Here is a 24,594-nt window from a genome sequence, read left to right as displayed (position 1 = left end):
ATCGCGCGTGTCGGCGGCGGCCGTGAAGAGTCACGGGGCGGCCGGTGGCCGGACCGTCACCCGTGCGCACGGCGGTCAGGCGTCGTCCCACGTCCAGTCGGTGACCTCCGGCAGGTCGGTGCCGTGGATCCGGATCCAGTCGTGGTGGCGCAGGCGCGTGTCCTCCATGCGCTGTCGTAGGGCCGCGGCGCGTACCGCGAGGCCGGGGACGCGGTCGATGACGTCCATGACGAGACGGTAGCGGTCCAGGTCGTTGCGCACGACCATGTCGAACGGCGTGGTGGTCGTCCCGATCTCCTTGTATCCGCGTACATGCAGGTGCGGGTGGCCGGTGCGGCGGTAGGCGAGCCGGTGGATGAGCCACGGGTAGCCGTGGTAGGCGAAGATGACGGGCTTGTCGGTGGTGAACAGCCCGTCGTACTCGAAGTCGCTCATGCCGTGCGGGTGTTCCTCCGCGGGCAGGAGCCGGGCGATGTCGACGACGTTGACCACGCGCACGGCGAGCTGCGGCAGATGCCGGCGCAGCAGTTGCGCCGCCGCCAGGACCTCCTGGGTGGGCACGTCCCCCGCGCAGGCGAGGACGACGTCGGGTTCCCGGGCGCCGTCCTCGGTGCCGGCCCAGTCCCAGATCCCGGCCCCGCGGGCACAGTGCGCCTTCGCCTGCTCCATGGTGAGCCAGTCGAAGCACGGCTGCTTGCCGGCGACGACGACGTTGACGTAGTCGCGGCTGCGCAGGACGTGGTCGGCCACCGACAGCAGCGTGTTGGCGTCCGGCGGCAGATAGACGCGGACGGCCTCGGGACTCTTGTTGAGGATGTGGTCCACGAAGCCGGGGTCCTGGTGGGAGAAGCCGTTGTGGTCCTGGCGCCACACGTGTGAGGTGAGCAGGTAGTTGAGGGAGGCGATGGGGGCGCGCCAGGGCAGCCGGCGTGTCACCCGGAGCCACTTGATGTGCTGGTTGACCATGGAGTCCACGATGTGCACGAACGCCTCGTAGCACGAGAACAGCCCGTGACGGCCTGTCAGGAGGTAACCCTCCAGCCAGCCCTGACAGGTGTGTTCGGAGAGGATCTCCATCACCCGGCCGTGCCGGTCCAGATGTTCGTCCACCGGCAGGGTCTGCGCCTGCCATGCCTTGCCGCTGGCGGAGTAGACGGCCTGCAGGCGGTTGGAGGCGGTCTCGTCGGGGCCGACGAGCCTGAAGTCGCGTCGTTCCTCGGTGGCCGCCATCACGTCCCGCAGCATGTCGCCGAGGACGCGGGTCGGTTCGTGCAGGGTGGTGCCGGGCTTGTCGACGCCGACGGCGTACTCCTCCAGCGCGGGCAGCGGGAGTTCACGCAGCAGCAGCCCGCCGTTGGCGTGCGGGGTGGCGCCGAGGCGGCGGGGGCCGTCGGGGACGCAGGCCAGGACGTCCGGGTGGGGGCGGCCGTGCTCGTCGAAGAGTTCGTCGGGCCGGTAGGAACGCAGCCACGCCTCCAGTTGCCGCAGGTGCTGAGGGTTGTCGCGGACGGCCGCCAGCGGCACCTGGTGCGAGCGCCATGTGCCGGCCACCGGCAGGCCGTCGACCTCCGGCGGGCCGGTCCAGCCCTTCGGGGTGCGCAACACGATCACCGGCCAGCGGGGGCGCTCGTCGGCGCCCTCCTCGCGGGCGGCCCGCTGGAGCGCCGCGATCCGGTCGAGAGCGGTGTCCATCGCCTGTGCCATCGCGCGGTGCACGGCCGCCGGGTCGTCGCCGGTGACGTGCAGAGGGTCATGGCCGTAGCCGCGCAGCAGATCGTCGAGCTCGCTCTCGGGCAGCCGGGCCAGGACCGTGGGGTTGGCGATCTTGTAACCGTTGAGGTGGAGGATCGGCAGGACGGCGCCGTCGTGCACGGGATCGAGGAACTTGTTGGAGTGCCAGGACGCGGCGAGCGGTCCCGTCTCCGCCTCTCCGTCCCCGATGACACACGCCACGGTCAGGTCGGGGTTGTCCAGGGCGGCGCCGTAGGCGTGGGAGAGCGAGTAGCCGAGCTCGCCGCCCTCGTGGATCGAGCCGGGCGTCTCGGGCGCGACGTGGCTGGGGACGCCCCCGGGGAAGGAGAACTGCTTGAACAGCCGGGCCATTCCGGCGGCGTCCCGGGTGACGTCGGGGTAGGTCTCGGTGTACGAGCCCTCCAGCCAGGCGTTCGCCAGCACCGCGGGCCCGCCGTGCCCTGGTCCCCAGATGCACAGGGCGTTCAGATCGCGGGCACGGATGACCCGGTTGAGGTGGGTGTGGACGAGGTTGAGGCCAGGTGAGGTGCCCCAGTGGCCGAGCAGCCGGGGTTTGACGTGTTCGGGCCGCAGCGGCTCGGTCAGCAGGGGGTTGGCCATGAGGTAGATCTGGCCGACTGCCAGGTAGTTCGCGGCGCGCCAGTGGGCGTCCAGGGTCCTGAGCTCCTCGTCGCTCAGCCGAGTGGGCGCCTGCCGGGTGTCGACGGACATGTCGGGTCCCTTCCGGATCTGGTGTCGGGCGGTGGCGTGCCGGTCCGCACTCCCCCACCCTCCCGCGCGCGCCGGGTACCCGACAGGGCCGAACGGACCATACGGAGCAGTCGGCGCCGCCGTCCGGTGTGCGACAGGGGCACGGGGCCCGCGGGTGCCCGGCTCATCGGCCGTGCGGAACGGTTCACACGCTGCCCTTGCGCTCCACCACGAGGATCCGCGCCTGCGGCCTGGGATGTGCCACATGGGCGTCGCCGGGCTCGACGAGGCACACCCTCCCGGGCGTCAGCCGCTCGACGCGTTCGACGCCGTCTTCCCGGTAGTGCATGTCGACAGCCCCGTCGAGGACGACGAAGACCTCCGGATCTTCGTTGACGTGCCAGACGTAGGGCTGGTCGGTCCAGTGCAGGCGGACCGTCGCCGTGTCGAGTTCCGCCAGGTCGACGGCGCCCCAGGGACGGTCGGCGGTGTGCTCGGCGGCTTGAAGGAAACGCATGGGGCTGCTCCACAGGTGTGAGGTCGGCTGTCCCCGCCGGTGCGGGACGCTTCACCCTCTCCTCTGCGGCGGGTACGGCGCGAGTGGCAGCAATGCCGCCTTCCGTAAGATTGCTGCCATGCATCATGTGGTGGCCCTCGCCCTGGCCCGCGTGGTGGCTTTCGACCTCGCCATCCCCGCGCAGATCTTCGGCGATCCGAACGGGCCGGGCTCCTACCGGTTCACCCTGTGCGCGGCGGCGCCCGGACCGGTCCCCACCACCACAGGCTTCGACGTGGTCGCACCGCGCGGTCTGGAGGCACTCGCCGAGGCGGACACCGTGGTCGTCCCCGGTTACGACCCGCTGATCTCCCCGCCGCCGCCCGTCCTCGACGCGTTGCGCGCCGCGGCGGCACGCGGCGCCCGTATGGTCTCGGTGTGCACCGGCGCGTTCGCGCTCGCGGCGGCCGGACTGCTCGACGGCCGGCGTGCCACCACGCACTGGATGGACGCCGACGAGCTCGCCCTGCGCCATCCCGAGGTCGACGTCGACGCGGACCTGCTCTACACCGACCGCGGACCCGTCCTGACCAGTGCCGGTTTCGCCGCCGGGATCGACCTGTGCCTGCACCTGGTGCGCGAGGACCACGGTGCCGAGGCGGCCGCCGGGCTGGCCCGCCGGCTCGTCGTCCCGGCCCACCGGGAGGGCGGGCAGGCCCAGTATCTGACGCGCACCATGCCCAGCGCCGGCACGGGCATGGCCGCGGTGTGCGCCTGGGCGCTCCAGCGTCTCGACCAGCCGCTCACGGTGGCCGATCTCGCGCGCCGGGCCGGCGTCTCCCCGCGCACGTTCGCCCGCCGCTTCACCGCCGAGACGGGCACGACCCCGCTGCGCTGGCTGACCGCGCAGCGCCTGCACGAGGTGCGCCGTCTGCTGGAGGTCACCGACCTGCCTGTCGAGGAGATCGCCCGCCGCTGCGGCCTGGGCACCGCGGCCAACCTCCGCCTGCATCTGGCCAGGGACGCCGCCATCACCCCCACGGGCTACCGCCGCACCTTCCGGGCCCGCTCCCGTCCGGCCACCGAGGGTTCGTGATCCTCGCAGCCGCCGACAGCGCGCGCCCCCTGCGCCGGCCGGCTCGCCGGCCCGGTCTCGGCGGCCGCCGCCGGCCGCCCGGTCGCACACCGAGCGGAGAGACGGTACGGCGTCGTCGGGCGCCGGGGTGTCGCAGACGGCGTCCTGCGATGCCGCCGTTGGCTGAGGCGGTACGGCGTCGTCGGGCGCCGGGGTGTCGCAGGCGCCGTCAGGCGATGCCGCCGTTGGCGTAGAGCACCTGACCGTTGACCCAGCGGCCGGGGCCGGCCAGGAAGGCCACCGTCTCGGCGATGTCGGCGGGGGTGCCCAGACGCTCCAGCGGGGCCTGCGCCGCCAGTCGCTGCACGGTCGCCTCGTCCTTGCCGTCGAGGAAGAGCGGGGTGGCCGTGGGCCCGGGGGCGACGGCGTTGACGGTGATGTCGCGTCCGCGCAGCTCACGGGCCAGGACGAGCGTCATCGCGTCGACGGCGCCCTTGCTGGCGGCGTAGGCGGCGTAACCGGGCGTGGCGAGGCGGGTGATGGAGGTGGAGAAGGTGATGACGGCGCCTCCGGTGCGGACCCGGCGTGCGGCCTGCTGGGCGACGACGAAGGTGCCGCGGATGTTGGTGCGGTGCATGCGGTCCAGCGCGTCGAGGTCGAACTCGGCGACGGGTCCGAGGATCATCACCCCGGCGGTGTGGACTACCACGTCGACCCCGCCGAACTCCTTCTCGACCGTGTCGAAGGCCTCGCTCATGGCGGTTTCGTCGGCGACGTCGCCGCGGACGGCGACGGCCCGGCCGCCGTCCCGCTGAATGGCGTCGACGACTTCCTGCGCGGCGGCGGCGTTGCCGGCGTAGTGGACGCCGACCGCCAGGCCGGCGGCGGCGAGGCGCTCGGCGACGGCGCGGCCGATGCCGCCGGACGCTCCGGTGACCAGCGCGACACGTGTGACGTGGGACATGAGGATGCCACCTCCTGAAGCGAACCCGCCTCGTTAATGGACGGTACGTCCATTTAAGCAGATGGTGGACGCGCCGTCCATATGTCACAGTGAGTGTTCGTCGTCGAAGGATGCGTGAGAGAAATGCGCGAGGAACACGCCGGAGCGGTCGGAGGCAGCGCGATGCAGGAGCAGACGGGACGCGCGCCGGTGCGGCGCGGGCGGGGCCGCCGGCCCGCGGACGAGGTGCGGGCCGACGCGCTCGCCGCGGCCGGCGCCCTGCTGCTGCGCGAGGGCATGGCCGCCTTCACCATCGAACGGGTCGCGCAGGAGGCCGCCGTCAGCAAGACGACCCTCTACAAGTGGTGGCCCTCGCGCGGCACGCTCGCCCTCGACGGCTACTTCCACGCCGTGGAGTCCACTCTCGCCTTCCCCGACACCGGTGACATCGAGGCCGACCTCACCGCGCAGGTACGCGCATTCGTCCGGCTGCTGACCGAAACGCCGGCCGGCCGGGTCATGGCCGAACTCATCGGCCAGGCCCAGACCGACCCCGACCTGTCCGCGGCCCTCCTGGAGCACTACTCCGGACCGCGCCGCGACCTGGCCGTCCAGGCCATACGGCGCGCTCAGGAACGGGGCGAGCTGCGCGCCGGCGTCGACCCGCAGGTGCTGGTCGACCAGTTGTGGGGTGCCTGCTACCACCGGCTGCTGCTGCCCAACCTGCCCCTCAGCGAGGACTTCGCGACACAGCTGGTCCGCAATCTCCTGCACGGCGTGGCGAACGGCTGAGCGCGACCGGGGCCGGGCTTCACCGCGCGGGACTCGCACCGGCCGTTCCGGCCGGACCCGCGATGCCGTCCTTCGCCCGCAGCGCTGAAAGCGGGGTGCGGCGCTCGGGTCGCCAGGTGGCCACCAGCGCGGCCGCCAGGAGGAGTTCGGCGATGTCACCGCCGTAGTACATGATCTCCGCGCCTCGCTGCACCTGGTCGATGGGGGCGTGGATGTCGACGAAGAAGCCGCCGTACATGGCCTGGGCGACCAGCGCGTGCGCGGCGATCGCGATGCCGAGGCAGACCAGCCGGGGGCGCACGCCGGGCCGGGCGGGCGCGGGGTCGGGGCCCGCGACGACGTAGGCGAAGAGGAACCCCGAGGCGAGGAAGTGCGCGTGCATCAGCCCGTGCCCCGCAGGGTGGGCCATGGCGGTGTTGTACAGCGGCGTGAAGTACAGCAGCGCCAGCGTGCCGGTGCTCAGCGTCAGCGCCACGACGGGGTGCGCGAGCAGCCGTGCGGGCGGGCTGTGCAGGAGGGCTGTCACCCTGCGGGCCCTGGCCGGTGGCAGCGTGCGCAGCAGGAGGGTGACCGGGGCGGCCATGACCAGTGCCGTCGGCGCGTACATGCCGATGAGCAGGTGCTGGGTCATGTGGCCGCGGAAGTCGGTGTGCGCGGCCGGCGCCAGCGGTGGGAGCAGGGCCACGGCCAGCAGGGCCAGCCCGGCGAGGAAGGAGAGCGTCCGCAGGCGGCTCCAGCCCCGGGCGGGATTGCGGCGCCGGACCCGCCGGGCGGCGAGCAGGTAGCCGGCGGCGGTACTCAGCAGTGCGAGGACGATCAGGACACTCGCCGGTCCGTCGACGCCGGCCTGGCCGCTGCCGGGGTGCGTGTGGTGCATCAGGCGTGGCCTCCGGCCCGCTCGGCACCGGGCGCCACCTCGGGCTCGAAGGGTCGTCCGCCGCGCTGGAGGAAGTAGCCGCCGACGACGAGCGCAGCGCCCAGTACGAGGAAGCCGGCGTCCCACCAGGCCTGGTGGGGGCCGCCGCGGACGTGGTGGATGCCGAGGATCTGGTGGTCCAGGAGACCTTCGACGAGGTTGAACAGGCCCCAGCCGGCCAGGATCCATCCCCACAGCACCCTCGAGGTCCACACGGCCCGCCGCCGGTGGGTGACGCGGGAGTAGAGCACGGCCAGGCCCAGCAGGACGGCGAGCCAGCACACGGTGTGGAAGATGCCGTCCCACACGGTGTTCATCTCCAGTCCGGAGACGGTGTGGGGGTCGTAGTACTTCACCCCGATGTGGTCGTGATCGGTACTGGTGAGCATGTGGTGCCACTGCAGGAGTTGGTGCAGCAGAATCCCGTCCGCGAAGCCGCCGAGCCCGACGCCGAGGATGATCCCCGGCAGCTGAAGACTGCCCGGTGCCGCGACCGCCCGCTCTGCACCCGCTGTGGTGGCCATCGTCCGCTCTCCGTTCCGTCTGGGCACGGTTCCTTCGGCACGATTTCCCTCGCGCCCAGACTCCACCACTCCCGCACGCCGCGCCTCCCTCGTTTCGGCCATGCGGAAGGGCGGCTGCGCTTTCGGCCACTGCGGGAAGGGGGGTCGATCGGCCACGGAGTCGCTCAGCCGGTGGTCACCGCCCAGGAAAAGCCCACGACCCGCGTACCGCCACCGCGACCGGATCGGCGAGGGCCGCCATGTCCGCGGTCGGGTCGCCCCGTACGACGAGCAGGTCGGCGTCGAGTCCCGGGCGGAGCCTGCCCTTGCGGTCACCGACGCCGCACGCGTCCGCCGCGAGCGAGGTGGCGGTGGCGAGCGCGACGTCCGCGGGAATGCCCCCCGCGGTCAGTTCGGCCACGGCCGCGGGGAGGACACCGTGGGCCTTGGCGGCGTTGATACCGCTGTCCGAACCCGAGACGAGGCGGACGCCCGCGCGGTGCATCCGTGCGGCCGCCTGCTGCCGCTGTTCGAGGCCGAGGCCGAAGCGGTCCATGACCGCCTGCACCTGTGGCGGCGGCACGCCCTCGGCCGTCTTGCCGAGCGTCGGGCACACCGCCGTGTTCTGCCGGGCCAGGCGTTCCAGCAGCTCGTCGGGGATCAGGACGCCGTCGGCGGTCAGGCACGTGCAGTGCTCGATACCGTCCACCCCGGCGTCCAGCGCCTGTTCCACGGCGACGAGGGCGTGCGCGTGCACGGTCACCGGAAGGCCCGCCGCATGCGCGGCGTCCACGACGAGCCGCAGCTCGTCCACGGTGAACTGGCAGCGCGCCACGTCGGTACCCGGCGTGTGCACCCCGCCGCTGCCCATCACCTTGACGACGTCGACACCCCGCTCGACGCGCTCGCGCACCGCCGCGCGCAACTGCTCCGGGCCCTCGGCGCCGCCGCCCATGAACGCGCAGTGGCCGTCGTGGGTGGTGATCGGCGGCCCGGCGGCGAGGATTTCGGGAGTCGGCACGCCCGTCGTGGCGGGGCTGCGGGCCAGGTCGCGACGGCGGACGACGGACCAGTCACGGTCGCCCAGGTCCCGCACCGTGGTGACGCCCGCCGCCAGCTGACGCCGCAAGGAGTCGTCGATGACCTCCTCCAGTCGTGCCTGCGAGTCGGTGGCCATCCGCTCCAGAGCCCCGTCGTGGCTGTCCGCGCCGAGATGGCAGTGCAGGTCGATCAGCCCGGGCAGCAGCGTCGCGTCGGGGTGGTCGACCACCTCCCAGCCGTCCGGGACCGGCGCCTGAGCGGCCTCGACGCCGGCGATCCGCCCGTCCCGCACGAACACGGCCACACCGTCGGACTGAACGCGTTCCCCGTCGAAGGCACGCGCGGCACGGATCACTTGGGACGACACCTGCATGGGAACCTCCTGCGGCGCTCTTACCGGTGAGCGTATCCACGGGGCGCGCACCCGTCCGTCAAGCCTCGCCGCAGGTGATGCCGACCGGTGATGCCGACCGGTGAACTCGCTGATCGCGGGCACAAGGCGGGAGTCGATCGCGTTACTTACAGGAGGGGGAACGCACCACCGTGACCACACCCGCACGCCGCATACGCCGCACCGGGGGCCGCCGGTTCGACCTGCGCGCCACCGCCGTGTACTTCGGCCTTCTCGCCCTCGTCGTGTGCGCCCTCGGGTTCGTCGTCCGCACCGTGATCGCGGCCGCTGCGCGGCGGCCGGTCTGGCAGGCCGCCCTGTGCCTCGTGGCCGTCTCCGCACTCCTCGCACTGCGTCGGCGCAGGCGCCGCACCACCGCCGTGCGCACCGCTCGGCGGGCCGCCGCGGCACTGGAAGCCGCGACGGACACCGCGCTGGAGGCTCTGGAGACACCTGCCCCGCAGTCGCCGCTCGTACCACGGCAGGCCGGCGAGACCTTGCCGCACCCAAGGGTCGGGGATGCCTTGCCGGATCCAAGGATCGGCGAGACCTTGCCGCGCGAAAGCCCTGTCGACTACGACGCCCTGGACGCAGACGAGTTCGAGCAGGCCGTGGCCGCACTGTGCGAACGGGACGGGTGCACCGGGGTCGAAGTCGTCGGCGGTGCCGGCGATCTGGGCGCGGACGTTCTGGCCGTGACGCCGGACGGACGGCGGGTGGTCATCCAGTGCAAGCACTACAGCGGCGAACACCGGGTCGGCTCCCAGGACCTCCAGCGGTTCGGCGGCACCTGCTACACCGTGCACGAGGCCGATGTCGCCGTCCTGGTGACCACGAGCGACTTCACGGCACCGGCCGCCGAGTACGCCGAACAGTGCGGCATCGTGTGCGTCGACCGGTCGGCACTGCACTCTTGGAGCGACGGCAGCGGACCGGTTCCCTGGGTGCTCGCGGGGAACGCCGCCGCGGACGACGACGTGATCTGCTGAGCCGCCGTCACCTGCTGTGGGGTGGCGAGCCGGTGGCCCTGGGGACGCTGGACGTGACTGAGGGACGGGTGCGTGAGAGGGGCCGAGGCTCCTGTCGGCTCCGTCCGGTTGGCCAAAACCGGGTCCTCCTCGCGGGTGGCCACGGGACACCGCACTGCGTGGCGGAGGGCCCGTCCTCCCCGGGAGTCGGCCACCGGAGGCCCGCGAGCGGGCCCGTGCGGCCCTCTGCGACGGAGGCCGCATAGCACAGGCATGGGACGCTTCGGCTGTTTTCCGACGAAGTGAACTCGTGCGTGGGGCGGTCCGGTTACACGCATACCGGTACACCACGGCGTGGCTAGCATGAGCGGCGCGCTTGATCCGGAAAGGTCCGGAAGGGTCCGGAAGGGTGCCTGTCGCCCGGAGCCCCGGCCGAACCGGCCACGGATCGCAGCGATCGTCCCCGACGTGCCCGCACGTCCCGCTCGCACCGACCGAGGAACCGCGGAATGCCAGTGCCTCCCCCTCCCCGCCAGCGTCGATCCGCCGAAGGGGCACGCTCCTCGCCGGCTCTGGCGGCGGTGGCACTGTCGGTCTCGGCCCTGGGGGTCGCCGTCGTAGCCGCCCTGGCCCCCGCCACTGCGCGGACATGGGCGCTGGGGACGGCGATCGCCGGATTCGGCTGCGTGGCGGCGGTCGCCGGCTCCGCCACCCGGCTGCTGCTGCGCGCGCGCCGCCGGGCCGCCGCGCGTGCCGAGGAGTTGGAGCTGGTCAGGCGGAACTGGACGCAGCACAGCGCCGGGACGGCGCAGCTGGTCAACGTGACGCTGCCGGCCGTCACCAAGCAGTTGCAGAGCGGGGCGAGCGCGGACGAGATTCTCTCGCGCGTCGCCGTGCCGTCCGACCCGCTCCAGAGCCGGCTGCTGCACCTGGTCGTCGCCGAGCTCGCGGAATCGGTTCGGCGGGGGGCCGACGCTCAGGCCTCGGCGCAGGCCGCGCGCAGCGAACTGGCCCAGGGCACGGCGGAACTCGAGCGGCTGACCGGCGAGACCCTGCCCACCGCGATGGCACTGCTGCGGGAGGGAAGCTCCGCCGACACCGTCCTCGCCCGGTTCGACTGGCCGCGCAGCCCTCTGCTGCAAGGGCCCGCCGAGTGGTTCGTCCGCCAACTCGCCTACAGCGAGCGGCGATCGGCCGCCGCCCAGGCCGCTTCCGTCAAGGCGCTCAGCCGGGTCCAGGCGAAGACGGTCAGCATGCTCGCGGCGCTGCGGGAGATGCAGGAACGGCACACCGGTGAGGTCTTCGGCGACCTGCTGCGCCTGGACCACAGCACCTCCCAGCTGGGGCTCATGACCGACCGGCTGGCGCTGCTGATGGGCGGCCGTCCCAGCCGCGTCTGGAACAAGCCGATCGTCATGGAGAGCATCCTGCGCGGGGCCGTCGGCCGGATCGCCGCCTACCGGCGGGTGCGTCTGCACTCCTCCAGCAAGGCCGCCATCGCCGGCTTCGCGGCCGAGGGCGTGATGCACCTGCTGGCCGAACTCATGGACAACGCCGCCAATTTCTCGCCACCCATCGACGAGGTCCACGTGTACGTCGAGGAGCGCAGCGCCGGTGTCGTCATCACCATCGAGGACAGCGGGCTGAAGATGTCCGACGCCGCCCTGCGCAGGGCGGAGGACTCGGTGTCGGGCGAGGTCACCGACCTCGCCTCGCTGCAGGGCACACGGCTCGGGCTGGCGGTCGTCGGCCGGATCGCAGCCAAGTACGGCATCAGCGTCAACTACCGTCCGTCCTCCCGTGGGGGGACGGGTGTCGTCGTCCTCGTGCCGCCTCAGCTGGTGGCCCAGCAGCGCGAGCCGGTCGCGGCCGAGGCGGCGGTGCCTGCTCCGGCGACCGAGACGCCCCTCCCGGTACGGCAGCCACCGGTCTCCTCACCCGACGGCGTGACCGGGCGGCGCGCGGATGTGCCCCGCCACCGCGCCGCCACGCCCAACGGGCTGCCGGTCAGATCGCCGGGGCGCACGATGGCGGAGGCGGAGCGGACACGGCAGCAGCCGGGGACCGGTGTTGCCGCGGCCGAGGCGGATCCGGGGCGGGTGGCACGCGATGCCGGGAGCCGGTTCGGTGCCTTTCACCGGGGCCGGCAGGGCGCCGCCGACCCCGCCGCCACGCCCGGCGCCGACCACCAGCCCGACGGCACGGCCGACGACTAGGGTCGGGCCACGCACCTTCCGTGCGACTCCAACTGCCTGACCCCGCACCGATTCACAGCACCTCGTTGGATTGGAGGAAGGGGCCGGACGACCGCCGACCGGTCGCCCCGCCCACCCACCATGGAGACCACTGACAACAGCCTCACCTGGCTCCTGAAGAACCTCCTGGAGCGCACGCCGGGCACGCGCCACGCGCTCGTCCTCTCCCGGGACGGTCTGAAGCTGTGCTGGACGGATCATCTGACGCTGGACCAGGCCGACCAGTTGGCCGCGATCTGCTCCGGCATCCAGGCCCTCGCCCAGGGCGCGTCCATGGAGTTCGGCGACGGATCGGGCGGCGTCCGGCACTCCATGACCGAGTTCCACGGAGGTCTGCTGTTCATCGTGCAGGCGGGTCAGGGCGCGCATCTGGCGGTCGTCGCCCAGGAGAGCGCCGATCCGGGCATCGTGGGGCACCAGATGACGGAGATGGTGGAGCAGATCGGCGAGCACCTGCGGGCGGAGCCCCGCGCCGCGGTCGCCCGGGGCACCACCGCGTGATGCACCACCCGGTGGACGTCGGCGATCCGGACCGGCTCTACACGGTCACGGGCGGCCGGAGCGAAGCCGACGAGAGCTTCGACCTGGTGACGCTGATCGTCAGCGAGTGCGAGCCGAGCGCCGGGATGCAGTCCGAGCATGCGCGGATCCTCGACCTGTGCCGGCATCCCGCGGCACTGGTCGAGATCGCCGCCGAGCTGAAACTGCCGATCACGGTCGTACGGATCCTGCTCGGCGATCTTCACAGCACCGGCCAGATCAGCGTCAGGCACCCGCGCGCGGCCCCGTCCGTCGCGTCCCTCCCCGAAACCGCACTGCTCCAGGAGGTGCTCCATGGGCTCCGCAACCTCTGAGCTGCCCTCCCAGCGCCCGCCGCTGGCCGATGCCGTCGACACCGGTCTGAAGATCGTGGTCGTGGGAGGGTTCGGCGTCGGCAAGACCACCCTGGTGCGGTCGGTCAGCGAGATCCGGCCGCTGAACACCGAGGAGTTGATGACGCAGGCGGGGCAGGGCGTCGACGTGACGGCCGGAGTGGAGCGGAAGAACACCACGACCGTCGCATTCGACTTCGGGCGCATCACGCTCAACGAGCGCATGGTGCTGTACCTGTTCGGCGCGCCCGGGCAGGAGCGGTTCTGGTTCCTGTGGGAGCGGCTGTTCTCCGGCACGCTGGGTGCGGTCGTCCTGGTCGACACCCGTCGTATGGAGGAGTCCTGGTACGCGATAGACCGGCTGGAACACCACAACACCCCATTTGTGGTGGCCGTGAACCGCTTCGACGGTGACGAGAACCGCTTCTCGCTGGAGGAGATCCGGCAGGCCCTCGCCCTGAACCGGGACGTGCCGATGGTCGACTGCGACGCGCGGGTCAGGTCCTCCGGCAAGGACGTTCTCATCACCTTGGTGGACCATCTGTACGCATTGGCCCTGTCCCAGGAGAGAACACCGTGAGCGACACCACCGGCTTCCCCCACGCCGGCGCGCCCGCACCCGGCTGCCCCGCGCACGCCGCCGCCGTGCGGCTGGGCGGCCTCGAATACCAGCAGACCCCCGCACAGTTGTACCGTGCCCTGCGCCAGGAGCACGGAGCTGTGGCGCCCGTCCTGCTCGAGGGCGGCATCCCGGCCTGGTTCGTGCTGGGCTACCCGGAGGTCTGCTATGTGACCAGCCACGACGAGTTGTTCGCGCGCGACTCCCGGCGATGGAACCAGTGGCCCCACATCCCCGCGGACTGGCCCCTGCTGCCGTTCGTCGGCTACCAGCCGTCGGTGCTGTTCACCGAGGGGCCGGAGCACCAGCGGCGCGCCGGTGTGATCACCCAGGCGCTCGAGGGCGTGGATCAGTTCGAGTTGGCCCGCGAGTGCCAGTCGATCGCCGAGCAGTTGATCGCGGGCTTCGCGGGCAGCGGCCAGGCCGAGCTGATGAGCATGTACGCCCATGTCCTGCCGGCCCGCGGCGTGCTGTGGATGTGCGGTGTGGAGTCGGGCAGCGCGGACACCGAGCAGCTCGTCGACGATCTGCGGATCTCGCTCGACGCCGGTGAGGGCGACGACGCGGTCGCGGCGTATGTGCGGGTCGGTGAGCGCCTGGCCCGGCTGGTGAGGGAGAAGCGGGAGCGTCCCGGGCCCGATGTCGTCTCCCGCATGCTGCTGCATCCGGCCGGGCTCGGTGACGAGGAGATCGCGCAGGATCTGATCACCGTGATCGCCGCGGCCCAGCAGCCGACCTCCCACTGGATCTGCAACACCCTGCGGCTGCTGCTGACGGACGAGCGCTTCGCGGTGAACGTCTCGGGCGGCCGGGTCAGCGTCGGGGACGCGCTGAACGAGGTGCTGTGGCTGGACACGCCGACGCAGGCGTTCATCGGCCGGTGGGCCGTGCGCGACACGCAGCTCGGCGGACGCCTCATCCGCGAGGGCGACTGCCTCGTCCTGGGCCTCGCCGCGGCCAACACCGATCCGCAGATCTGGCCCGAGGCGCATGTGGGCCAGGAGAACTCCGCGCACCTGTCCTTCAGCAACGGCGAGCACCGCTGCCCCTATCCGGCCCCGCTGCTGGCGGACGTCATGGCGCGTACCGCGGTGGAGACACTGCTGGAGCATCTGCCGGACCTGGTGCTCGCGGTCGACACCAAGGAGCTGACCTGGCGTCCGTCGATCTGGATGCGCGGGCTGACGACCCTGCCGGTCCGGTTCACTCCGTCGATCCGCTAGAAGGATTCGCCAGGGGCGAAGGGGCCGTCGCGACAGCCGCCGGTGAGCCGGAGCGACTCAAACAGGCCGGTCCGTGCCGAAGTTGAGCGATCACCGGGATGCGAGGGACCGAGGCGTCACCGCGTGAGAAGCCCCGGCCGGCTCGGGGGGAGGCCGACCGGGGCGGTCAGGGGCGGGGCGGAGGGCGGTCGCCTCTCGGCGAGTGACTCCGTGGGGCTTCAGCCGAACGATCGTCCCCACGGGCGATAGGTGAGGCCCGGGGACACTGTCCCCTCCGCACCCGCATCAAGTTGAACGGTCAACTTGATGGGTTTCTTTCCCCGGCGGGTGTGAGACGCACCACTCGGTGGTACCGGCATGGAGTCGCTTCACCCAAGTGCCACGACCGCACCTCGTCGCGGCCGGACGCCGGGGCAAGATGAAGAAGGGCCTGGAGCGGGAGGCCGTACATGTTCGAGGCGGACGACATCCGTAACTGGCGTGGACACGACGTCGTCGACGGCGACGGCCACAAGATCGGAGCCCTGGAGTCGGTCTATGTGGACACATCGACCGACCAGCCGTTCTTCGCGACCGTCACCGTCGGCCTGCCCACCCGCCGCCGCCTGGTGTTCGTTCCGCTCACCGGCGCCACCGTCGGACCCGGCTACCTCAGGGTCACCCACTCCAAGAACGTGATCAAGAAGGCTCCGTCCATCGACGTCGACGGAGTGCTCCCGGCCGAGGACGAACCCTCCGTCTTCGCCCACTACGAAATCGAGTACACCCCTGGAGTCGGCGGCGAACGGCGCCTGGCCCGTCGCTGACCGGCCCGCCCCGAACCGGGAGGACAGGATGAGCCTGTTCCTGCTGCTGATCATCGTGGCCCTGATCCTGGGCATCATCGGGGCGGTCGTCCACGGCCTCCTCTACCTGCTGATCATCGGCATCGTCGTCCTGGTGGCCGACCTCGTCTACGGAGTCCTGCGGTTCCGCCGCGGGGGACGCCGTCACCGCCGTATGCGCTGACCCCCCGCGGCGGGTACGCCTCGGCCGGCGGACGTCACGCGGCGCTGCTGCGGGGCGTCCGGCGGGCGCAGGCGGTGTCGTGGTCGGCTCCGAGCGAGGTCCACCAGCGCTCGCAGCACGCGGCCGACAGTTCCCGCTGGGCGAGCGCCTCGGCAACCTCCGCGCGCCGCGTCCCGTGCCGCGCGTCCCGCTCACGCCCGGCACGACGCCGGTCGGCGACGAGGGGGCGGACGACCCCGACCAGCACGGTGACGGCGGCCGCGGCCATGATCACACTGCTCCATGTCGTCGCGGCGCCCCAGGTGCGGACGGTGCAGTAGACCAGCCACACGCCGACGGCTGCGTGCAGAGCGGTGAGTATGCGGCTTCCTCGGCTCATGAAGATCCTCCCCTGGCGACGTGAGTCGGCAGTGTCGCGGATGCCCGCGATCGGCCCGCTCAAGCGATCGCCCCGAGGACCGGTTCACGGGTGTCAGCCGCGCGGGGTGCCGCCGCCCCGCGGCGCACGGTCGGTCAGGTCGGTCACCTGCCCGGCGGGCGGCGCCTCGACATCGACGTCCGTACCGAAGTCGGAGTACTCCAGGACCGTGACGATCCTCAGCTGCTGCGGGGCCGCGCTCTGCCCGGAGGCCGAGGCGGACGCCGGGATCGGCGCCTTGACGGCCGTTTCGATCTGCTGGCGCCGGATCCTTCCGTCGTCGTCGAGCCAGAGCTGCATCGGCACGGTCGGGCCCAGCTGCCGGCGCAGGTTCGCCCCGTCGGGCAGGGCGGCCACATCGACGGTGACCCGGTAGCGGGTGGTGGCCACGCCTTTGACGGTCTCCCGGCCGGCCTTGGCCACCCCCCGGTCCGTGACCGCCTTGGCGAACGCGGCGGAGCGGGCCGGATCGCCGATCCCCTGGGTGCCCAGGCCCTGTTGTGAGGCCAGCCGTTTCAGGTCGACCCGCACCCAGGGCTTGCCGGCCGGCGTACGGGCGCCCGGCACCTTCTGGTAAAGGATCCGGTCCACCACGCGCTGCTCGACCGGACGGCCCTCGGCGGTCACCGTCAGCGCGCTGTCGCCGTCCTCCAGGTCGACGACGCCCCGTCCGTCGGAGACGGCCGTCTGCCCGTCCGCCGTGGCCCTGACCCGTACCGTCAGCTTCGCCGTGTCGGCCTCGGCCGTCCTGTCGTAGGCGGCGCGCACGGCCGCGGCGCCCTGTTCCGGCGCGGCGCCGGACCGGCCGGCCTTTCCCGGCATGCCTGCCCCGTCGTCGGTTCCGCAGCCGGCCAGGACGCCGCCCAACACGGCCGTGGCCACCAGGAGCGCACCGGACCTCGTCCACGCGTTCCGCATGATTCCCCTTTCCCCCTCTCGACCCGTGCGGCTGCCGGCCGGCCGCCGTCATGCCGTCCCGATTGCCCCGGATTCGTCCGAACACACCGCGGACATGGGCGAGTTGGACTTCAAGGCAGGGAGCGGGGCCGCCGTGATGGAGGGCATGCGGAGGGCGGGGGTACCGGCGGCGGACGCCGGCACCCCCGCCCCGGGGGTTCAGCCCTGTCTCAGTGCGTGACCAGCATCCGCGACCGCAGCCCGGCGACGATGCGGGAGATCAGCCGGGAGACGTGCATCTGGGAGATGTTCAGCCGCTCCCCGATCTGCGCCTGCGTCTGCTCCTCGACGAACCGCAGATGGAGGATCAGCCGGTCGCGCTCGCCGAGTTCGGCGATGAGCGGGGCCAGGGTGTGGAAATTCTCGACGAGTTCGAAGGCCGGGTCCTCCACCCCGATGACCTCGGCCAGGGCGGTCTCGTGGTCGTCCGGATCCTGGCTGATGCTCGCGTCGAGGGAGGCGGAGGTGAATCCGTTCGCCGCGATCTGCGCCTCGACGACCTCGTCCTCGCTGAGGTTCATCAGCGCCGCCAGTTCGGCGACCCGGGGCGCGCGGCCGAGCCGGGTGTGGAGTTCCTCGGTGGCCTTGGCCAGTTCGGCGCGGGCCTCCTGCAGACGGCGCGGCACGTGCACGGCCCAGGAGGTGTCACGGAAGAACCGCTTGATCTCACCGACGATGTACGGCACGGCGAAGCTGGTGAACTGCACCTCGCGGGAGATCTCGAACCGGTCGATGGCCTTGATCAGCCCGATGACGCCGACCTGGACGACGTCCTCCATCGTCTGGCCGTTCCCGCTGCGGAACCGGCCGGCCGCGTAGCGCACCAGCGACATGTTCATCTCGATGAGCGTGTTGCGGGCGTACTGGTACTCGGCGGTGCCCTCCTCGAGGTCCGCGAGCCGTGCGAGGAACACCTGGGTAAGGGTGCGGGCGTCCTGAGGGGCGATCTTCTGCGGGTCGGTGATCTGCGGCAGTGGTGTGCCGGTGTCCGTCTTCGTGCCGACGCGCGTCGCCATCTCGAACCCTCCCTGATCGTGCCGGCCCGCTCCGTACCCCCGGGCCGTCCTTGCCGGGCCGTTACCCGGCGTTGCGCGAGTCATGCCCCCAGCGTACGGCAAACGTGACTGCCGTCACTCCTTGCACTTTCGCGTCATCGGCGGGAGCGGAGCCGCTCGAGGAGGCGCTGGGCCTGGGCGCGCCGTCGCGGGTCGGCGGCCTGGCGCCGTATCTGCTCCATCGTGCGGCGCCCCTGCGGGCTGCGCGCGAACTGCTTGATCCGCTCCATCACTCCGGCCATGACACTCCTTGTCGTCCTTGTCGTCCGTCGTGTCCCGGACCGCGGGCGGCGCCGGGCTCGTGGCGCTCGTCTACCCGCGCGTCGCGTGTTCAGCCGGGCGCTGCCCGGCGCTCGGCGATCGGGCGGGGCGCCGGGCCGAGCGGCGTCCCGTGCCGGCGCCGCCCCAGGCACGCGTGACCTCGTAGGAGACCCCTGCGGTCATGACCACCCGGCGATGCCCCACGCGCGTGTGACCACGTGGCGCCGCACCACGCGCGTGTCACCGTGTGGCACCGCACCACGCGCATGACGGCCATACAGTGGAGCGACCAGCATCGACACCCACGCGCCGCAGCGGCCGAGCCACTTCCCGGAGCCCCTCGATGACCCACGCCGCACCGGACGACGGCTCCGACGCCCTGTTCGGCCTGGAGGCCCTGGGCGCACCCGGCGCCGCCCAGCCCGACCGGGACACAGGCTCGGGGGCCGGCACCTTCCGGCGCGGCGTCACGGCCCGTCGGCTGCTGCCCGTGCGGCAGATCTACGCCGAGCCGGCCGCGGCCGCCTCCCCCCGGGGCCGGCAGATCCTGGACCGGTTCCCGCAGGCCCGCGTGACCGAGGTGCCGTCCCACTGGGGCATCCCCGGTCTGCACGGCAACGAGGGCAACGTCGAGCGCTGGGTCCGCGTCAAGGGCGAGACCCTGGTCCTGGGCGAGAAGAAGACACTCACCACCCGTCCCAACGGCCGCTCGGCCGACTGGATCGCCCCGGGACCCTCCAACGGCTGCGCGATGGCCTGCGCGTACTGCTATGTGCCACGCCGCAAGGGGTACGCCAATCCGATCACCGTCTTCACCAACATCGACCGGATCATCGCGCATCTCGGCCGGCACATCGCACGCCAGGGCAGGAAGCCCGAGCCGAACCAGTGCGACGACACGGCCTGGGTCTACGACATCGGGGAGAACGGCGACTGCTCGGTGGACGCCCTGATCTGCGACAACACCGCCGACCTGGTCCACGCCTTCCGGCACTGGCCCACGGCCAAGGCGTCCTTCGCGACCAAGTTCGTCAATCCCGACCTGCTGGCCCACGACCCGCGCGGCCGTACCCGGATCCGGTTCTCCCTGATGCCGGCGGAGGACTCCCGCCTCCTGGACCTGCGCACCTCGCCGATCGCCGACCGCGTCGCGGCCGCCGGGGACTTCCTGGAGGCGGGCTACGAGGTGCATTTCAATCTCTCCCCCGTCGTGCTGCGCCCCGGCTGGCAGGCGGCGTGGGCCGAGTTGCTGAGGCATCTCGACGACGTACTGCCGGAGGCGGTGAAGCGACAGGCGGCGGCCGAGGTGATCATGCTGACCCACAACGAGGACTTGCACGAGGTCAACCTCGGCTGGCACCCCCAGGGCGAGGAACTGCTCTGGCAGCCCGGCCTCCAGCAGGCCAAACGCTCGCAGAACGGCGCCCTGAACGTCCGTTACCACACCGTCGTCAAGGCGCAGGCGGTGGACTCCCTCCGTGGGCTCGTCGCCGCGCATGCACCCTGGCTGCGGATCCGGTACGCCTTCTAGCCGGGGCCCGACGCCGGAGCGGCGACATGGATCGCGCCGGCGCGGGCAACCGGTGATCACGTTCGACGTCGCGAAAGGAGATCGTCGTGGACAAGCGGAAGTGGATCACGGGTGCGGCGCGCAGGGAGCTGGCCGAGGTGATGAAGAAGGAGTACGAGGAGGGCCGCTCGATCCGCGCGATCGCGGAGGCCCACGGCCGCTCGTACGGCTTCGTGCACCGCGTCCTCGGCGAAGCGGGCGTGCCGCTCAGGTCCCGGGGCGGCGACGTGCGCGCCCACGCCGCCCGGTCGGCGGGCTGAGAGCCGCCGGCCACGCCGACGGGCCGCGGCCCACGGCCCGGCCCGTCATCCGAACCGGACGACCAGTCATCCGAACCAGACGACCAGTCGCACGTTGTCGTCCCCGTGGACGCCGGCGAGGTCGCGCATGGCCCCCCAGAGCCGGTCCCACGGCTCCTCGTCCGGCGGCGCGAGCATCCGGGCCGTCAGGACGACGGGGCGGTACACCGCGCCGTCCAGCCGCACCTCGCCGCCCGGCGGCCACTCGGCGGGGGCGAGCAGGGCGTGGCCGCCGAAGGTGTCGGCCGCCGCGTCACCCAGGCGGGGCGTTGCCCGGACGACGTCGTGGAAGACGAGTCCGTGTTCACCCTCCCGCCACTCGGCGGCCCAGTACCAGGCGGGCCGGTCGATGACCGGGGCGTCCCAGTCGGCCGCCTTGACGTCGGCCCAGGTGGCATGGGTGTGCCCGTGCAGGCAGTCGCCGGCGGCGGCTTCCCGTACCACGTCGCAGACGTCGTCCGGCAGTCCGTGGTGCGCGAAGAGCGGTCTGTCGATGCTCTCGGATCCGCGGACGTCGAAGAGGCACCCCCACGCGTCGTAGTCGCGTCCCGGCCGGAAGTCGAGCACGTCGGCCTCGACCCGCCAGCCGTGCCCGTGCGCGCGGCACTCGATCACTCCGTCGATGTCCGTTCCCACGGAGCGGACCCTACAAGACGCCGTCCGGCCCTTCAGGCCGCTCCCTCATCCGCTCACCCATCGCGCCAGCCCCCGCAGCACGGTGTTGCGGCCACGGTCCGGGACCGTCCAGAGGGTCTGGCCCCGCAGACCCCACTGCCCCAGCAGGACGTTGGCGGCCTGGAAGCCGGTCGTCGCCGCTCGTTCCATCAGCGCCACCGGGAGGTCGGTGCGCACGAGGTCGCCGGCCACCGTCAGGCGAGGGTCGGGGGTGCGCACGGTGGGGCGGTCGCGGTAGCCGCCCACGGGGAACAGCGGGCAGTCCTCGCGCCACTCGTGGCGGCTGTCGACGACCGTGGCCGCCCGTGTCTCCGGGTAGATCCGGTGCAGTTGTTCGACGAGGCGCTTCTCCTCCACGTCGCGGGGTGCCTGGGGGCGTACCGCGTAGGCGTGGAGTTCCACCACGGATCCTCCGGTGCGCGCGGCCCAGCGGGCGGCCTCGTCCTCCCAGCGTTCCAGGACACTGATGTTGTCGAGGGTGCCGAACCCGCTGGTGCCCAGGAAGCCCGGCCGGTCGGCGGCGACGGGCCGGTCCAGCCACATGCGGGTGACCAGGAAGGGCGGGGCGGTGCGCAGCCGTGCGATCCGCTCACGCCAGGGGGCGTCGCCCAGCCGGTCCGAGCGGGCGACGAGGGAGCGCAGTCCGGCGGTGTCGAGGGCGAGGACGACGCCGTCGTGGTGCGTCTCGTCCTGGTCGGTGGTGATCCGGTGGCCGCCGTCCCGCACGGGAGCCACGTGGTCGACGGATGTGCCCGTGCGCACTGCGGCACCGTGCCGCCGCAGGTAGTCGGCGAGCGGGTTCCACAGGGCGGCCGGGAAGGGGGCGCGGGGCACGTCGAACAGCAGGCCCTCGGCGGACCCGAGGAAGTAGATATGGAACATCAGCGCCAGTTCGGCCGCCGACAGCCGGCGCGGGTCGGCGAAGAAGCTGCGGGAGAACACCTCGAAGGCCAGATGGCGGGCCCGGTCCGGGAAGCGGACGGCGTCCAGGAAGTCGTGGGCGCTGATGTCGTCGAGGCGGGTGTACACGTCGGGCACGCGCACGTCGAACAGGGGCAGCGCAGCGACCGGGTCCAGCGCCCGCAGGTCGCGCAGCCCGAAGGACGGGCTGAGCAGGGCGAAGCCGAGCGCGCTGAACGGCGGGGTGCGCGGGACGCGGCGGAAGCCGTCCCTGGTCCCGCCGGCGTGCAGCAGCGGATAGTCCGGCAGGCCGGTGAGCCGCTCCAGCGCGGGATCGGTACGGCGCAGCAGTCCGCGCAGGTTGTAGTACTGGCGGAAGAAGGCGTGGAAGCCCCGGCTCATCGTCACCGGGGTGCCGTCCGACAGGTGGGTGGGCCAGCCCCCGACGCGCCCGCCGAGGTAGGGCTGCCGCTCGTACAGGGTGACGGCCACGCCGCGTTCGGCCAGTGCCGTGGCCGCTGCCAGCCCGGCGATGCCGCCGCCCACGACGGCCGCCGTGGGGCGGGCGCCCTCGGCGCGCCGCCTCCCCCGCGGGCCGGGCAGGACGCGGGCACGCCGGTCCCGCCCTCTCCGGGCACCCGCCGTACGGGGCGCCGGGCGACCGCCGGGCATTGCGCGGCCCCTGGCCGCTGCCGGGTCCCCGGTCGTGCGGCGGTCGCCGCCCGCTGCCGCATCACCGGCCGCCCGGCAGTCGCCGCCCGCAGCCGCACCGCCGGTGATGCGGGGATCGCCGGTCATCGCGTGTCCTTCGGGCGGCGCGCGACGAAGGTGTGGGTGATGCCGGTCTGCCAGCCCGGCAGCGGCAGGGCCCGCACGTGGTCGAAGCCGGCCGTGCGCAGCCGGTCCGCGAAGCCGCCGGCGGTGTCGAAGTCGACGACACTGCGCCACAGGTGACGGTAGAGGGCGCCGTCGCCGAGGACCGCCCCCGCGGGCTGGACGACGCCGCGGCACACCAGGGTCCACACCGCGCGGTCCACGCGACGTCCGCTGAGCGTGTACTCGTGCACGCCGAGCCGTCCGCCGGGCGCCAGCAGCTCGCGCACGGCCGCCAGCACGGCGTCGGGGTCGTCGACGTTGCGCAGCAGGTAGGCCGCGAAGACCGCGTCGAACGGTCCCGTGACGCCCGCCTCGGCCAGCCGTTCCGCCGGCGCGTGCACAAAGGTCACGCCGTCCGCCCAAGGCTTGGCGGCGGCCCGTTCCAGCATGCCGGCGGAGGCGTCGACGGCCGTGATGTCCGCGGCCGGCAGGGCGGAGCGCAGCGCGGCGGTCGAGGCGCCGGTGCCGCAGCCGAGGTCGAGCAGGCGCAGTCCTTCGCCGTGCCCGGGCAGGCCGAGCCGGCGCACCGAGCGCCGCAGGTGGGCGTGGTAGCCGGGGTTGGCGGCCACCAGCGCGTCGTAGCTGCGGGAGGCGTGGTCGAAGGCGGCGGCGAGGTCCTCGTCGCGCAGCAGGGTCATGCGGTCTCCAGGGGGCCGAGGGGGGCTGCTGTCGGGGCGTCAGTCGAAGGGGCGGCGGGGCAGGGAGGGAAGCTCGAGGGCGCAGTGGAGCATCGGCCGGATCGGGGTGCGCAGGCCGATGGCGAAGTCCTCGTGCAGGCGGGTGTCGCCGTCGAGGAAGCGCAGCAGCCGGGCCATGGGGACCCGGGCGAAGAGCCGGCTGAACAGGGCGGGCCCGTCGACCCGGCCGCTTGCGAGGGCACGCAGCAGTACGGCGTCCATGGCGCGGGAGCGCGCGGAGTGGGCGGGCGGCGGCAGCGGGCGGCGCCCTGCGCGCAACGCGGCGGCGACGGCCCGCGTCTGGCGTTGCAGGCCCGCGAAGGTGTACCCGGTGGCGGGGCGGGTGGCGCCACCGGCGGCGCCGATACGGAAGACGGACGCGCCGGTCTGCCGGGCGATCGGGGCGTCCGTCATCGGGATGACGCCGGTCTCGGTGGCGAGGATCCTCCTCTCACCGAGGCGCAGGACGTCGTCGGCGTAGTGCCGTACCGCCGCCTCGTAGCCGCTCGCGGTCAGGGTCCGCGGTGAGAACTCGGTGTACTCGACCAGCGCCTCGTGCGGTCCGGTGGGCAGGACGTAGCCGAAGGACAGGCCATCGGCGGGCTGTGGGGTGCGGAAGTCCATCAGGTCGGCGACGGCGGGGTCGAAGGCCGGCCGGGACGTGCGCACGAACCAGCCGTGGAAGTGCTGGAGGAGGGTGGTGCGCGCGGCCGGCAGGCTGCCCAGGGGGCGGGAGTCGAGGACCCAGCGGGTGTGCAGGACGCGAGGGGTGCCGTCGGCGTCCCGCAGGTGCAGACGGGCTCCGCCGGTGACGTCCTCCACCGTCTCCACGGTGGCCTGGAGACGGCGCACGTTGGGGCTGTGCGCCAGGTCCCGGCCGACCAGGTCCTCGAAGTCGTCGGAGCGGATCATCTTGTAGCGCAGGGGCGCGAGGCCGTCCTCGATCGGGGCCCCCGCGGGCGGACGCACCCGCAGCCGCTCCCAGCAGGCCGTGACCGCGGCGTCGAACCGGCCCCGGCCGCGCTCCCAGAAGCACCAGGTGCGGCTCGGCGGGCGCAGCGGGCCGGGCGGGGCGTCCAGCAGCAGCACGGACGGCGTCCGCAGTCCCGGCGCGTGCCCGCTCAGGCGGTGGGCCAGGGACAACCCCGCGGCCCCGGCACCGACCACCGCCACTTCCGCCTCCAGCACCACGCCTCCTCCTGACCGAGTCCCGCCCGACCCGCCTGCCGGTGTTCCGGCCGTGTGCCCGACCCGTGCGGCCGCCGGCCGGTGTTCCCGCCCGTGTGCCCGAACGGATGCGGGTCACTCGTGTGCGTGCCCCGCCGTTGCCCCGGCGGCGGACGGGGAAAGGACATCGTGCGG

The 24,594-nt window shown here is 72.8% G+C and carries 26 protein-coding genes; 12 read left to right on the top strand and 14 right to left on the bottom strand.

Going from position 1 to position 24,594, the window contains the following annotated elements; translation table 11 throughout:
* Positions 1-75 precede the first annotated feature (75 nt).
* Both ACZ67Q_RS05600 and ACZ67Q_RS05595 read right to left on the bottom strand, forming a co-directional pair.
* Complete coding sequence (locus tag ACZ67Q_RS05600) at positions 76-2,463, bottom strand: phosphoketolase family protein (protein ID WP_471176781.1); 2,388 nt, start codon at positions 2,461-2,463, stop codon at positions 76-78.
* 184 nt (positions 2,464-2,647) lie between these two features.
* Entirely contained in the window at positions 2,648-2,959 is a 312-nt protein-coding gene (locus ACZ67Q_RS05595; protein ID WP_471176778.1) for a cupin domain-containing protein, read from the bottom strand.
* Positions 2,960-3,077: 118 nt separating this feature from the next.
* On the opposite strand from ACZ67Q_RS05595, the gene ACZ67Q_RS05590 reads away from it, so the two are divergent.
* On the top strand, positions 3,078-4,034 hold the full coding sequence (locus ACZ67Q_RS05590) for a GlxA family transcriptional regulator (protein WP_471176775.1): 957 nt from the start codon (positions 3,078-3,080) through the stop codon (positions 4,032-4,034).
* Positions 4,035-4,242: 208 nt separating this feature from the next.
* Here ACZ67Q_RS05590 and ACZ67Q_RS05585 read toward each other — a convergent pair whose 3' ends face one another.
* Positions 4,243-4,977, bottom strand: a complete 735-nt coding sequence (locus tag ACZ67Q_RS05585; protein ID WP_471176773.1) for an SDR family oxidoreductase — start codon at positions 4,975-4,977, stop codon at positions 4,243-4,245.
* Between the two features lie 123 nt (positions 4,978-5,100).
* Here ACZ67Q_RS05585 and ACZ67Q_RS05580 point away from each other — a divergent pair, with 123 nt between their 5' ends.
* Complete coding sequence (locus ACZ67Q_RS05580; RefSeq protein ID WP_471176771.1) at positions 5,101-5,748, top strand: TetR/AcrR family transcriptional regulator; 648 nt, start codon at positions 5,101-5,103, stop codon at positions 5,746-5,748.
* Positions 5,749-5,767: 19 nt separating this feature from the next.
* On the opposite strand, the gene ACZ67Q_RS05575 is transcribed toward ACZ67Q_RS05580, so the two are convergent.
* The 3 genes from ACZ67Q_RS05575 to ACZ67Q_RS05565 all read right to left on the bottom strand — a co-directional run bounded on the left by ACZ67Q_RS05575 (position 5,768) and on the right by ACZ67Q_RS05565 (position 8,581).
* The gene (locus ACZ67Q_RS05575) at positions 5,768-6,625 is read right to left on the bottom strand and encodes a cytochrome c oxidase assembly protein (protein WP_471176768.1); all 858 of its coding nucleotides are present in this window, start codon (positions 6,623-6,625) and stop codon (positions 5,768-5,770) included.
* A complete protein-coding gene (locus ACZ67Q_RS05570) occupies positions 6,625-7,188 on the bottom strand; it encodes a DUF2243 domain-containing protein (protein ID WP_471176766.1) in 564 nt (187 codons plus the stop codon). Before ACZ67Q_RS05570 ends, ACZ67Q_RS05575 begins: the two co-directional genes overlap by 1 nt.
* Before the next feature lie 175 nt (positions 7,189-7,363).
* Positions 7,364-8,581 (bottom strand): amidohydrolase family protein, encoded by a 1,218-nt coding sequence (locus ACZ67Q_RS05565; RefSeq protein WP_471176763.1) that lies wholly within the window; start codon positions 8,579-8,581, stop codon positions 7,364-7,366.
* 170 nt (positions 8,582-8,751) lie between these two features.
* On the opposite strand from ACZ67Q_RS05565, the gene ACZ67Q_RS05560 reads away from it, so the two are divergent.
* From ACZ67Q_RS05560 to ACZ67Q_RS05525, 8 genes are all read left to right on the top strand, one after another.
* A complete protein-coding gene (locus tag ACZ67Q_RS05560; RefSeq protein WP_471176761.1) occupies positions 8,752-9,588 on the top strand; it encodes a restriction endonuclease in 837 nt (278 codons plus the stop codon).
* Positions 9,589-10,076: 488 nt separating this feature from the next.
* On the top strand, positions 10,077-11,783 hold the full coding sequence (locus ACZ67Q_RS05555) for a sensor histidine kinase (protein ID WP_471176758.1): 1,707 nt from the start codon (positions 10,077-10,079) through the stop codon (positions 11,781-11,783).
* 120 nt (positions 11,784-11,903) lie between these two features.
* On the top strand, positions 11,904-12,323 hold the full coding sequence (locus ACZ67Q_RS05550; protein WP_361638086.1) for a roadblock/LC7 domain-containing protein: 420 nt from the start codon (positions 11,904-11,906) through the stop codon (positions 12,321-12,323).
* Entirely contained in the window at positions 12,320-12,676 is a 357-nt protein-coding gene (locus tag ACZ67Q_RS05545) for a DUF742 domain-containing protein (protein WP_471176755.1), read from the top strand. The genes ACZ67Q_RS05550 and ACZ67Q_RS05545 overlap by 4 nt, the downstream gene beginning before the upstream one ends.
* A complete protein-coding gene (locus ACZ67Q_RS05540) occupies positions 12,657-13,274 on the top strand; it encodes a GTP-binding protein (RefSeq protein WP_471176752.1) in 618 nt (205 codons plus the stop codon). The genes ACZ67Q_RS05545 and ACZ67Q_RS05540 overlap by 20 nt, the downstream gene beginning before the upstream one ends.
* Positions 13,271-14,536, top strand: a complete 1,266-nt coding sequence (locus ACZ67Q_RS05535) for a cytochrome P450 (protein WP_471176750.1) — start codon at positions 13,271-13,273, stop codon at positions 14,534-14,536. The genes ACZ67Q_RS05540 and ACZ67Q_RS05535 overlap by 4 nt, the downstream gene beginning before the upstream one ends.
* 449 nt (positions 14,537-14,985) lie before the next feature.
* A complete protein-coding gene (locus ACZ67Q_RS05530; protein WP_471176747.1) occupies positions 14,986-15,342 on the top strand; it encodes a PRC-barrel domain-containing protein in 357 nt (118 codons plus the stop codon).
* A 28-nt stretch (positions 15,343-15,370) separates the two neighbouring features.
* Positions 15,371-15,544, top strand: coding sequence for a hypothetical protein (locus ACZ67Q_RS05525; protein ID WP_471176745.1), 174 nt, complete (start codon positions 15,371-15,373; stop codon positions 15,542-15,544).
* Between the two features lie 34 nt (positions 15,545-15,578).
* Here ACZ67Q_RS05525 and ACZ67Q_RS05520 read toward each other — a convergent pair whose 3' ends face one another.
* The 4 genes from ACZ67Q_RS05520 to ACZ67Q_RS05505 all read right to left on the bottom strand — a co-directional run bounded on the left by ACZ67Q_RS05520 (position 15,579) and on the right by ACZ67Q_RS05505 (position 18,216).
* Positions 15,579-15,923, bottom strand: coding sequence for a hypothetical protein (locus tag ACZ67Q_RS05520; RefSeq protein ID WP_471176743.1), 345 nt, complete (start codon positions 15,921-15,923; stop codon positions 15,579-15,581).
* Between the two features lie 93 nt (positions 15,924-16,016).
* Positions 16,017-16,880, bottom strand: a complete 864-nt coding sequence (locus ACZ67Q_RS05515) for an SCO4651 family lipoprotein (protein ID WP_471176741.1) — start codon at positions 16,878-16,880, stop codon at positions 16,017-16,019.
* 209 nt (positions 16,881-17,089) lie between these two features.
* On the bottom strand, positions 17,090-17,935 hold the full coding sequence (locus ACZ67Q_RS05510; protein WP_471176738.1) for a SigB/SigF/SigG family RNA polymerase sigma factor: 846 nt from the start codon (positions 17,933-17,935) through the stop codon (positions 17,090-17,092).
* A gap of 134 nt (positions 17,936-18,069) precedes the next feature.
* Complete coding sequence (locus tag ACZ67Q_RS05505; RefSeq protein WP_471176736.1) at positions 18,070-18,216, bottom strand: hypothetical protein; 147 nt, start codon at positions 18,214-18,216, stop codon at positions 18,070-18,072.
* 362 nt (positions 18,217-18,578) lie between these two features.
* On the opposite strand from ACZ67Q_RS05505, the gene ACZ67Q_RS05500 reads away from it, so the two are divergent.
* Both ACZ67Q_RS05500 and ACZ67Q_RS05495 read left to right on the top strand, forming a co-directional pair.
* Positions 18,579-19,766 carry a spore photoproduct lyase family protein gene (locus ACZ67Q_RS05500; protein WP_471176733.1) on the top strand — a complete coding sequence of 396 codons (1,188 nt, stop codon included), beginning with the start codon at positions 18,579-18,581 and terminating at the stop codon, positions 19,764-19,766.
* Positions 19,767-19,852: 86 nt separating this feature from the next.
* A complete protein-coding gene (locus tag ACZ67Q_RS05495; RefSeq protein ID WP_471176730.1) occupies positions 19,853-20,065 on the top strand; it encodes a helix-turn-helix domain-containing protein in 213 nt (70 codons plus the stop codon).
* Positions 20,066-20,131: 66 nt separating this feature from the next.
* Here the strand turns inward: ACZ67Q_RS05495 and ACZ67Q_RS05490 are convergent, their stop codons facing one another.
* The 4 genes from ACZ67Q_RS05490 to ACZ67Q_RS05475 form a co-directional block, all read right to left on the bottom strand.
* Positions 20,132-20,740, bottom strand: coding sequence for a hypothetical protein (locus ACZ67Q_RS05490; RefSeq protein ID WP_471176727.1), 609 nt, complete (start codon positions 20,738-20,740; stop codon positions 20,132-20,134).
* A 45-nt stretch (positions 20,741-20,785) separates the two neighbouring features.
* Complete coding sequence (locus ACZ67Q_RS05485; protein WP_471177710.1) at positions 20,786-22,351, bottom strand: FAD-dependent oxidoreductase; 1,566 nt, start codon at positions 22,349-22,351, stop codon at positions 20,786-20,788.
* Between the two features lie 122 nt (positions 22,352-22,473).
* The gene (locus ACZ67Q_RS05480; RefSeq protein WP_471176724.1) at positions 22,474-23,193 is read right to left on the bottom strand and encodes a class I SAM-dependent methyltransferase; all 720 of its coding nucleotides are present in this window, start codon (positions 23,191-23,193) and stop codon (positions 22,474-22,476) included.
* A 39-nt stretch (positions 23,194-23,232) separates the two neighbouring features.
* Positions 23,233-24,420 (bottom strand): lycopene cyclase family protein, encoded by a 1,188-nt coding sequence (locus ACZ67Q_RS05475; RefSeq protein WP_471176721.1) that lies wholly within the window; start codon positions 24,418-24,420, stop codon positions 23,233-23,235.
* Positions 24,421-24,594: the final 174 nt, after the last annotated feature.

The organism is Streptomyces sp. NPDC036813 (assembly GCF_055609245.1).
This window is presented reverse-complemented; position numbering and strand designations above follow the sequence as displayed.